This is a genomic window from Solidesulfovibrio sp. C21, from assembly GCF_047785625.1.
GTDB lineage: Bacteria > Desulfobacterota > Desulfovibrionia > Desulfovibrionales > Desulfovibrionaceae > Solidesulfovibrio.
This window is the reverse complement of sequence record NZ_JBLODY010000054.1, coordinates 18,934-28,659: the sequence shown is the minus strand read 5'-3', so window position 1 is coordinate 28,659 and position 9,726 is coordinate 18,934. Positions and strand designations below refer to the sequence as shown.

Below are 9,726 nucleotides of genomic sequence, written 5' to 3'. Positions count from 1 at the left end.
GCTCCGACCAATACGCCGCCTTCAAGGAACGCACTTCTGTAGCTGGTGCTGCCATGGTCGTCCTCCTGTGGGATAAACCATGGCAGAAAATTCAAGCGACGTAAGAAGGACCTATTTGGACGCTTACATGCGAATACACCATTTCGACTGCTGCGGCGAACGGTGCTGCAAGATGCCCTTGCGTTGATCCCGCATGATCATCCATTGACCAATGTCATGTTGTCCGTTGTCTTGACAGCGCAAGAAAAAAGCATCGACTGGCTGCCCATTACGTTTCGCGCGCGCCAGGGCGGCGTCAATTCCATCAATCTACGCCGCATTGTCCGCATCGGACTGCGCGCTATTCGGGATTTCCGGGTCTTTCGCAAAACGCTGCACCATGCAGGCCTCCGATAAAACCGCAAGCCTTCCGGGCCTTTTTTCCCCAAAATGCGGCTGCCCTCAAAAATACCCATCTGGCCATATCCCGTGTTTTTTGGTCTTATGGCACCGGCGCCGGATGTCGGGCCGCGGTTGCTTGCGGCCTGGATAAGATGTTTGCATATTTTCGAGCAATTCACGCTTGATACTGCGCGTCCGGCCTATGAGGAGGGAACCATGCGCGTGGCTTTTGTGGGCGACTCGCTGATCGTCGGCGTGGGCGATCCCTGTTATCTCGGCTGGGTGGGGAGGCTTTGCGCGGCCGCGCCCGTGGCCGGCCTGGAACTCACCATGTACAACCTCGGCGTACGCTCCGAAACGAGCCGGCACGTCAAGAATCGGGTCGGGCGCGAGTTGCCGTCGCGTCTTCTTCCCCGCGACGAGGCCAGGGTGGTGCTGTCCTTCGGGGTCAACGACGCCAAGGTGGAGGACGGGCGGCGCAAGGTGGAGCTGGCCGAGTCGGTGGACAACCTTTTTGCCTGCGCCACCTATGTGTCCAATCTGTGTCCGCTGCTGGTGGTCGGGCCGCCGCCGGTGCTCGATGCCGCCCACTGCGCACGGGTGGAGGAAATTTCCGACGCCTTTGCCAGGGCCTGCGACGATATGGGCGTGGCCTATCTGGAAATGTACCGGGCGCTGGGCCACGACGCGACCTACCGCAACAGCTTGGTCGCGGGCGGCGACGGCTACCACCCCGAAGCCGCCGGCTACGCGGCCATGGCCACGCGCGTCGGGGCATGGGACGCTTGGCGTGGTTGGTTTCGTTGCTGAAGATTCCTTAAAAAATGAGCCGGGGGGAAACTTTTTTGAAAAAAAGTTTCCCCCCGGACCCCCTTTCAAAAAACTTTTACCGGTTACAGCATGTTGCCATTGTTCCACCCATAACCGTCAAAAGTTTTGGGGAGGGGAGAGCGCGAGAGGGGAACCCTTTTTTTAAAAAGGGTTCCCCTCTCGCACGTTCCTCATTTCCTCATTTCCTCAATTCCAACGCCGCCACCACTTCGATGTGGGCGGTGTGGGGGAAGAGGTCCACGGGCGTGACCTGGTTGAGTGTGTAGAGGTCGCTTAGGGTTTTGAGGTCCCGGGCCAGGGTGGCCGGGTTGCAGGAGACGTAGACGAGCTTGTCCGGCGCGGCGTCCATGACGGCGGCCAGGGTTTGCCCGTCCACGCCGGCGCGCGGCGGATCGATGGTCACGACCGCCGGCTTGGTCGCGGCCAGATCGGCCAGCACCGTTGCCGCGTCCCCGGCCTTGAACACGCAGTTGTCGCGTCCGGAGCTTTTGGCTGCTTTCCGCGCGTCGGCCACGGCCCGCTTGTCCGCCTCCACGCCGTAGACGGTTTCGAAGCCCGGGGCCAGGGCCAGGGCGATGCCGCCGCAGCCGCAATACACGTCCCAGAGCGCCCGGTCCGGGGCCGAGCCGGCCGCCCGGGCCACCTCCGCATACAGTTTTTCCGCCGCCCTGGTGTTGGTCTGGGCGAACGCGTCGGCCGAGATGCGAAGCCGCACCTCCCCGATGCGTTCCTCCAGGTGGTCGGCCCCGAGGGCGGAGATCTGCCGCTCGCCGATGGCCACGGCCATGGGGTTGCGGCGCACGGAATGGACGAAACCCGAGACATCGGGAAATCGTTCCAGCAGGCTTTCGCCGAGATGCTGGGCGGCGTCCCCGGCCCGCCGCGAGGGGGCGGTGATCAGGTGGACGAGTCTGCCGCCGGTGGCCAGGGAACGGCGCAGCACCAGATGCCGCCATACGCCCTTGCCCGTGCGCGGGTCGTAGGCGGCAAGCCCGGTGTCCGCGCAGGTCTCGCGGACAAAGGCCAGGATGTCGCCGACCCGGTCGTCCATGAGCAGGCAGTTTTCGATGTCGAGCACCCGGCCCGGACGCTGGCGTTCGTGCAGCCCCAGATGCAGCCGGCCGGCAAAGGCGAATTCCATTTTGTTGCGGTAGCCGTAAATGTCCGGCGAGGCCACGACGGGGGCGACATCCACGTCCCGAAGTCCGCCCAGACGGGAGAGGGTTTCCGCCACTTGCTGGCGTTTCCAGAAAAGTTGGGCCGCGTAGTCCAGGTCCTGGTGCAGGCAGCCGCCACAAACGCCGAAATGGGGGCAGGGCGCGGCCACCGCCTGGGGCGCGACGGTCAGCGTCTCCACCACCAGGGCCTCGGCGAATCCTTTTTTGACCTTTGTCACCTTGGCCCGCACCGTCGCGCCGGGCAGTCCGCCGTCCACGAAAACCACCAGCCCGTCCACCCGGGCCACACCCTTGCCGCCAAACGCCAGTCGGTCCACGACCAGCGTCAGTTCCGTGTCTTCTCGCATGTCCATGCCCGGCCTTATGCGCGAGCCCGGCCCCGGACGCAAGGGCAGCCTCGCCGGCACGGACGCCGCCACATTTCCGACGACCGGTCTAACCAATTGCCTCGGCGGGAAATTTCAGCTAGGGGGTGAAAAGCCGGAGGAGGTCGATGACACGCAAGCATATCCTCATCGCCAGCCTGGTGTGCCTTTTCCTGACCCTCGCCGTGGCCGGCATGGGGTATCGGGCCAAAAACGACGTCGAGGCCGTGGTCACCGACCAGTTCAATAACCAGCAGCTTCTTCTGGCCCAGAAGATCGCCGGCGACATCACCGATCATTTCGCTTTCCTGCACACCTGTCTGCAGGGACTGTCGCTGATGTGGCGCGAGGAAACCGCGGCCGACGCCAAGCCGTGGCTGGCCATGCCGGCGTTTTACGACATCTTCGCCCAGTGGAACGTGACGGCGCTCGGGGTGCTGCGGCCGGGCCATGACGCGCCCGTGTTCTACGACGCCTCGGGCACGCCCCTGTCCGCGCCGGGACTTTGCCCCGGCTGGTGCCACGACCTTTTCAGCGGTTCCCCCAACATCGGCCGCATTGCGCTCAGTCGCGTGTATTCCCCGGACAAAGGCCCCTTTGCCGGGCGGCTGCTGGTGAACATGACCATGCCCCTGGCGGATGAGTCCGGCGGCGTGGGCGGGTTGGTCCTCGTGGTCGACGCCGCCGCCGTGGCCGCCCGCTACGCCCACGGCGTACGCTCCGGCGAGACCGGCTACGCCTGGGTCATCGACGACAAGGGCGTTTTTCTCGACCACTATGACAAGGCCTTCATCGGCCACGATTCCCTGGTCGTGCGCCGGCAGCGCGACCCGGGCATCGACTGGTCGCGCCTGACCTGGCTCATCAACGCCCGGGTCTTGAAAGGCGCGCAGGGCACGGACTGGTACATCTCGGGCTGGCACCGGGGCCGCACCGGCGTGATCCGCAAATTCGTGGCCTACTGCCCGGTGCGCCTGGACGCCGGCGAGCACCCGGCCAACCGCTGGGCCGTGGCCCTGGCCGCGCCCGAACAGGAAGTGCAGGGGATCATCGGCCGGCTGGTGGTGCGCCAATGGCTCATTGTCGGGCTGTTCGAGCTGGTGGTCTTCGCCGGATTCGCCATGACCATGCATTTGGCCCTGCGCTGGTCCAAGACCCTAGAACGCGAGGTGGACAAGACCTCGCGGGAACTGCTCGGGGCCCAGGAAAAGCTCATCCGGGCCGAGCGGTTCGCGGCCATCGGCGAAGCGGCGGCGCGGCTGACCCATGAAATCAAAAATCCGCTCATGCTCATGGGCGGCTTCGCCAGCCAGGTGCGCCGGAACCTGCCCGAGAAGACGGCCGACGCCGAAAAGCTCGGCATCATCGAGGAGGAGGCCAAGCGCCTGGAATCGCTGTTGACGGAAGTGCGCGATTTCACCCGGCCCGCTCCGCCCCAGATCGAGCCCCGGGATTTCAACGCCACGGTCAAGGAGTCCCTGGCCATCATGGCCGAGGCCCTTTCCTCGCGTTCCATCACGGTCACGGCCCGTCTGGACGGGGACCTGCCCCCCGTGCCCCATGACGCGGCCCGGCTCAAGCAGGTCTGCATCAATCTTTTCAAAAACGCCGCCGAGGCCATGGAAGCGGGCGGCACGCTCACGGTCGCCACCCGGACCGTCGGCCGCAAGGCCCGGCTCACCGTGACGGACTCCGGCGGCGGCATCCCCGACGATGTGCGGCAGCGGGTGTTCGATCCCTTCTGCACCACCAAGGAATCGGGCACGGGCCTGGGACTGGCCGTGTGTCAGCGCATCATCGAGGACCATCACGGCGAGATCGGGTTTACGACCACCGCCACGGGCACGACCTTTACCGTGGAACTGCCGCTCGGGGCCTGATCCTGATTCCGCCTCCCGTGGCTTGTTCCCGGGACCTGTCCCCTGGCCCGAATCCGGCCTCGCCCAGGCAGGCGAAAAGATGGGGATACACTGCGTCGTCGAGCATGCTCTCGGGTTCGTTGGCGTCGTAGTAGCCGCACCAGATTTCCGTAAACAGACTGTCCGGCAGGCGCGACAGGTCCGGTACGGCGAGCCGGCACAAGACCGGCCTGCCGCGCCACCACGCGCGGGCCTGATAGAAGTACTGCCCCCGGTGGTTGACCCTGGCCTCGAAACGGTACTCGGCGAGCAGGGCGCTTATGAGGCGGGCTCCTTCGTCGCATGAAAATCCCATGCCGGTCATGGGCTGTCCTCCTTTCCGTCACAATGTCTGACTGTCGCGTTGTCGCCGCACGGCGACCGCCGGGACGCGGTCATTTGATTTCCCCGGGCTGCCTGGGCGCAGTGGTTTTTTGGGGCGGGAAATCGGAAGGTTTGCGGCCATCCGGGGTGTCGGGGTGCAGCCTGGACGGGCCGAAGAAGCGTTTTGCCCAGGTGCCGGCCTGGCGACGCGAAGAGATGGATGCTTGGGACAGCATGGATTTCCTCCTTTTTTGAGGGCGACCGGCCTCAGGCCGTCGTATTGGGACTAGTCTCTATCGATAATGAGTTTCAATGTCAATTGTGTTGTCGCGACATTTTTGCCCACCAAGGCGCCACGTCGTACCGGGTCCGATACGGCCTCGGGTTGCCGGCCGGGGCGAGAAGGGCTACGTATGGCCGCAACTTGTCGCAGGAGGTCCGCATGGCCGCGTTTCGCCTGGCGTTGTGCCAGATCAACCCCACGGTCGGGGACGTCGGGGGCAATGTGGCCAGGGTCCTGGCCGGGCTTGACCAAGCCCGCCGGGTCGGGGCCGATCTCGTGGTTTTCCCGGAAATGGTCGTCTCCGGCTATCCGCCGGAGGATTTGTTGCTCAAATCCGATTTCCTGGATGCCTGCATGGCGGGCGCACGTCGCATCGCCGGCAAGGCCCGGGGACTGACGGCGGTTTTCGGCTGTCCGTGGTTCGAGGACGACCTTATAAACGCCGCCATCGTCGCCCATGACGGGGCGGTGGCCGGCATCACGGCCAAGCGCTATCTGCCCAATTACGGCGTGTTCGACGAGAACCGCTATTTCGCCACGGGTCGGGGCAGCGCGGTCTACGACCGGGACGGGTTCATTTTCGGGGTCAGCGTCTGCGAAGACATCTGGTACCCCGGCGGCCCGCCGGCCGAGCAGGCCCATGGCGGCGGGGCCAAGCTCTTGGTCAATATTTCCGCTTCGCCGTACCATCGGGGCAAGGGGGCCGGCCGGGAACGGATGCTTTCCACCCGGGCCTCGGACAACAGCGCCTACGTGGCCTATGCCAACATGGTGGGCGGCCAGGACGAGCTGGTTTTCGACGGCCACAGCGTTATTTTCGGCCCGGACGGGGGGCTTGTGGCTCGGGGGCGGCAGTTTGCCGAGGACATGGTCGTGTGCGACCTCGATCCGGGCCTGCCCCGGCGGCAACGGCTGCTCGACCCGCGCTGCCGCAAATGGGAGCCCCAGCTGGAACACTGCCCAAGGCGCGTGCCCCTGCCCCATGTCGCCGATTCCGTGCGCGCGCCGCTTGACCCGCCGGCCCTGCCGCCGCTTCTGGGCGAGGTCGAGGAGGTCTACCGGGCGCTGGTCCTTTGCACCGGGGATTACGTGAAAAAGTCCGGATTCGGCGGGGTGTGCATCGGGCTTTCCGGCGGCATCGACTCGTCGCTGACGGCGGTCATCGCGGCCGACGCCCTGGGGCCGGAAAACGTGCTCGGCGTGGCCATGCCCACCCGCTATTCCTCGGACGACAGCCTGGAGGACGCCCAGGAACTGGCGGAAAAGCTTGGCATCACGTTCCACGTGGCGGCCATTGAGGATATTTTCAAGGCGTTTTTGGGCACGTTGTCCCCGCTTTTCGGCGACCGGCCTTTTGACGTGACCGAGGAAAACCTGCAACCGCGCATTCGCGGCACGCTGCTCATGGCCCTTTCCAACAAGTTCGGCCGGCTGGTTTTGACCACGGGCAACAAGTCCGAGGTCGGGGTCGGCTATTCGACGCTCTACGGCGATACGGCCGGCGGGTTTTCCGTGATCAAGGACGTGCCCAAGACCCTGGTGTATGCGCTGTCGCGCTGGCGCAACGAGCAGGCCGGCACGGACCTTGTGCCCGCGCGGGTGCTGGTCAAGCCGCCGACGGCGGAACTGCGGCCCGATCAAAAGGATTCGGATTCGCTGCCGGAATACGACGCGCTCGACCCGGTACTGGCGGCCTATGTGGAGCGGGGGCTTTCCCCTGCGGCCATGAAGGCGGCCGGGATGGACGCTGCGGTGGTGGACCGGGTGACGCGGCTTGTGGACAGAAACGAGTACAAGCGACGGCAAAGCCCGCCCGGGCCGAAAATCACGCCGCGCGCCTTTGGCAAGGACTGGCGGCTGCCCATCGTCAACCGCTACGACCCGCATAAAAACGGGGACTGAGGCGGCGTAACGGACGGAAGGTGTCTGGGAGCTTTTTGAGCCGGGAAGGGCGGACGCTGGGCGCGCCGATTTGACCGAATAGGGCGGGTTTGAGCCAGGTGTCAAAACCGGCTTGACGCCCCGTGACGCCGCGTGTATCTAGCTTTTCCTCATACGCGCCAGCGTAGCTCAGTTGGTAGAGCAGCTGATTCGTAATCAGCAGGTCCGGAGTTCGAGTCTCCGCGCTGGCTCCATTAGAAAATCGAAGGGTTACAGGTGGAATTTAGCTCCGCCCGTAGCCCTTCTTTTTTGCCAAAAAACCGATTTGGTCCCGGAATAGTCCCGGAAAGGGAAAAATACCTGGGAGTCCCTTGAGGGTGGGCCATTGTCACGAGACAATGCCTCCCCGTTCGGGGTCTCTTTCCAGGCCAGCGAGCTTGGGGGCAATCATTGCGGCCATCTCGATTTGGCTTCCCTGTGCCTCGGCGTGCCGGCACTGTCCACAGGCTGGGACCGGTTGGCCCGGATGAAATGGGGCCAGGAGGTCGTACTTGAAGGAAATCGCGCGCAACATTTGAGTCGCGGCATGCCCTTATTTTCCATTTTTCGCCCCCCGCGTTGATTGTAATCAATGCCCGACAGCTGCGCGTGGTGCATATCTAGTGCGGTCAACAAGCAAGGAGGCCTTCTCAGGCATGAGCTGCGAAATTCTATGCCCGTATTGTTATGAAAACCAGTTTATTGCCGCAAATGCTTGTGCCTTTATTGGCTTAGAGCATGAGCTGTATCGAAATTCGACGAAATCGACCCAGGCCGTTGTCGCGGCCTGACAATACAACGCGAAACCACAAGGAGCAAATTCGTATGAGCACCAAACGCATTGTCGTCATCGGTGGCACTGCCGCCGGTCCAAAGGCGGCCTCCCGGGCCAAGCGCCTGGATGAGACTGCGGAAGTCACCCTGCTGCAAAAAGCATCCGCGCTGTCCATGGCCTCCTGCGGCTATCCTTATTACGTGGCCGGTGAGGTCGAGGACCGCGACATGCTGCTCGCCACCCCGGCCGGCGTGGTGCGCGATGCAGCATTTTTCGCCGGGGCTAAGGGCATCATCGCCAAAGTCTCGACTGAGGTCACGGGCATCGACCGGGAGGCCAAGACCGTGGCCTGGAAGCGCGTGGATACCGGCGAGACGGGGTTCCTGCCCTATGACAAGCTGATCGTGTGCACCGGGTCCGTGCCCAAGGTGCCGCCCATCCCGGGCCGCGAACTGGCCGGAGTCACCACCCTGACCAGCCTCGAGGACGCCGACCGGCTGCGCGAGCTGGCCGCCACCAACAAAGACGAGAAGACCGTCATCATCGGCGGCGGGCTTATCGGCATGGAGACCTGCGAAGCGCTGGTTGTGGCCGGCATGGACGTGACCGTGGTCGAGGCCCTGCCCCAGACCCTGAGCTTCCTGGACCCGGAACTGGCGCTTTTGGTGCAGAAGCATGCCACATCCAAGGGCGCGAAGATCATCACCGGCGTGGGGATTTCCGCCATTAACGGCCAGGACGGCAAAGTCGCCGGCGTCACCCTGGCCGACGGCCGGGAACTGCCCTGCACGCTGGTCATCATGGCCATCGGCGTGGCTCCCAACACGGGGCTGGCCAAGGCGGCGGGCCTGGCGCTCGGTCCCACCGGCGGCATCATCACGGACGAGCGCATGCGCACCTCCGATCCGGACGTCTACGCCGCCGGCGACTGCGTGGAAGTGAAAAACCGCCTGACCGACGAGCCCATGCTCGCCCCCTTCGGCGATCTGGCCAACCTGGAAGGCCGGGTGGCCGGCGAGAACGCGGTCCTTGGCGACACGGCCACCTTCCCCGGCACCATCGGCAGCGGCATCTGCAAAATCTTCGACTTCACCGCCGCCTCCACCGGCCTGTCCGAGTTCCGGGCCAAACAGGCCGGCTTCGACGTGGTGACGGCCATAAACGCCAGCCCGGACAAGCCCGGCTTCATGGGGGCCAAGCCGGTGGTGTCCAAGCTCATCGCCGACGCCAAAACCGGCCGTATTCTGGGGTTCGCCTGCGTGGGCCTGGGCAACGTCAACCGGCAGGCGGCGGAAATGGCCATGGCCATCCTCGGCGGGCTGACCGTGGACGACGTGGCCATGGCCGACCTGCCCTACGCGCCGCCGTTTTCCCTGGCCATCGACCACGCCATCGCCACGGCGCACATCCTGCAAAACAAGATGCGCGGGCTCATGCGGGGCCAGTCGAGCATCGTGGCCAAATCCCGCATCGACAACGGGGAGCATCCCTACCTGCTCGACGTGCGCGGTCCCAAGGAGTTCGAGGAAATGCGCCTTGGGCGCGGCGAGACGCTCATTCCCCTGGGACAGCTGCGCAAGCGCCTCGGCGAACTCCCGGCGGACAAGCAGGCCCCCGTCATCACCTACTGCAAGGTGTCCATGCGCGGCTACGAGGCCCAGCGGGTGCTCGAAGCCAACGGCTACGACAACGTGACGGTGCTGGAAGGCGGACTGGTGGCTTGGCCGTTCGGCCTTGAACAATAATATCCTTTTGAAAAAAGCGTGCGGGA

The 9,726-nt window shown here is 64.6% G+C and carries 8 protein-coding genes and 1 tRNA gene; 6 read left to right on the top strand and 3 right to left on the bottom strand.

The window, feature by feature from the left end:
* Positions 1-162 precede the first annotated feature (162 nt).
* Both ACMZ6R_RS14865 and ACMZ6R_RS14860 read left to right on the top strand, forming a co-directional pair.
* Complete coding sequence (locus ACMZ6R_RS14865; RefSeq protein ID WP_416112826.1) at positions 163-396, top strand: hypothetical protein; 234 nt, start codon at positions 163-165, stop codon at positions 394-396.
* A 201-nt stretch (positions 397-597) separates the two neighbouring features.
* Positions 598-1,191 carry a GDSL-type esterase/lipase family protein gene (locus tag ACMZ6R_RS14860; protein ID WP_416112824.1) on the top strand — a complete coding sequence of 198 codons (594 nt, stop codon included), beginning with the start codon at positions 598-600 and terminating at the stop codon, positions 1,189-1,191.
* Between the two features lie 199 nt (positions 1,192-1,390).
* On the opposite strand, the gene rlmD is transcribed toward ACMZ6R_RS14860, so the two are convergent.
* Positions 1,391-2,743 (bottom strand): 23S rRNA (uracil(1939)-C(5))-methyltransferase RlmD, encoded by a 1,353-nt coding sequence (gene rlmD / locus ACMZ6R_RS14855; RefSeq protein ID WP_416112822.1) that lies wholly within the window; start codon positions 2,741-2,743, stop codon positions 1,391-1,393.
* Positions 2,744-2,883: 140 nt separating this feature from the next.
* Here rlmD and ACMZ6R_RS14850 point away from each other — a divergent pair, with 140 nt between their 5' ends.
* A complete protein-coding gene (locus ACMZ6R_RS14850) occupies positions 2,884-4,635 on the top strand; it encodes an ATP-binding protein (RefSeq protein WP_416112820.1) in 1,752 nt (583 codons plus the stop codon).
* Here ACMZ6R_RS14850 and ACMZ6R_RS14845 read toward each other — a convergent pair.
* The gene (locus ACMZ6R_RS14845) at positions 4,607-4,978 is read right to left on the bottom strand and encodes a hypothetical protein (RefSeq protein WP_416112818.1); all 372 of its coding nucleotides are present in this window, start codon (positions 4,976-4,978) and stop codon (positions 4,607-4,609) included. The two genes, ACMZ6R_RS14850 and ACMZ6R_RS14845, sit on opposite strands and share 29 nt — an antisense overlap.
* Before the next feature lie 70 nt (positions 4,979-5,048).
* On the bottom strand, positions 5,049-5,213 hold the full coding sequence (locus ACMZ6R_RS14840; RefSeq protein WP_416112816.1) for a hypothetical protein: 165 nt from the start codon (positions 5,211-5,213) through the stop codon (positions 5,049-5,051).
* 206 nt (positions 5,214-5,419) lie between these two features.
* On the opposite strand from ACMZ6R_RS14840, the gene ACMZ6R_RS14835 reads away from it, so the two are divergent.
* The 3 genes from ACMZ6R_RS14835 to ACMZ6R_RS14825 all read left to right on the top strand — a co-directional run bounded on the left by ACMZ6R_RS14835 (position 5,420) and on the right by ACMZ6R_RS14825 (position 9,700).
* Positions 5,420-7,162 (top strand): NAD+ synthase, encoded by a 1,743-nt coding sequence (locus tag ACMZ6R_RS14835; protein ID WP_416112814.1) that lies wholly within the window; start codon positions 5,420-5,422, stop codon positions 7,160-7,162.
* 157 nt (positions 7,163-7,319) lie between these two features.
* A tRNA-Thr gene (locus ACMZ6R_RS14830) sits at positions 7,320-7,395 on the top strand.
* 610 nt (positions 7,396-8,005) lie between these two features.
* Positions 8,006-9,700: an FAD-dependent oxidoreductase gene (locus ACMZ6R_RS14825; protein WP_416112812.1), complete on the top strand. Its 1,695-nt coding sequence runs from the start codon at positions 8,006-8,008 to the stop codon at positions 9,698-9,700.
* The last annotated feature ends 26 nt before the right edge of the window (positions 9,701-9,726 follow it).

What these genes read in the sequence shown, in the direction of transcription:
- ACMZ6R_RS14835 (WP_416112814.1), top strand. Translation starts at nt 5,420, where the DNA reads ATGGCCGCGTTTCGCCTGGCGTTGTGCCAGATCAACCCCACGGTCGGG.
- ACMZ6R_RS14825 (WP_416112812.1), top strand. Translation starts at nt 8,006, where the DNA reads ATGAGCACCAAACGCATTGTCGTCATCGGTGGCACTGCCGCCGGTCCA.
- ACMZ6R_RS14850 (WP_416112820.1), top strand. Translation starts at nt 2,884, where the DNA reads ATGACACGCAAGCATATCCTCATCGCCAGCCTGGTGTGCCTTTTCCTG.
- ACMZ6R_RS14860 (WP_416112824.1), top strand. Translation starts at nt 598, where the DNA reads ATGCGCGTGGCTTTTGTGGGCGACTCGCTGATCGTCGGCGTGGGCGAT.
- ACMZ6R_RS14840 (WP_416112816.1), bottom strand. Translation starts at nt 5,213, where the DNA reads ATGCTGTCCCAAGCATCCATCTCTTCGCGTCGCCAGGCCGGCACCTGG.
- rlmD (WP_416112822.1), bottom strand. Translation starts at nt 2,743, where the DNA reads ATGGACATGCGAGAAGACACGGAACTGACGCTGGTCGTGGACCGACTG.
- ACMZ6R_RS14845 (WP_416112818.1), bottom strand. Translation starts at nt 4,978, where the DNA reads ATGACCGGCATGGGATTTTCATGCGACGAAGGAGCCCGCCTCATAAGC.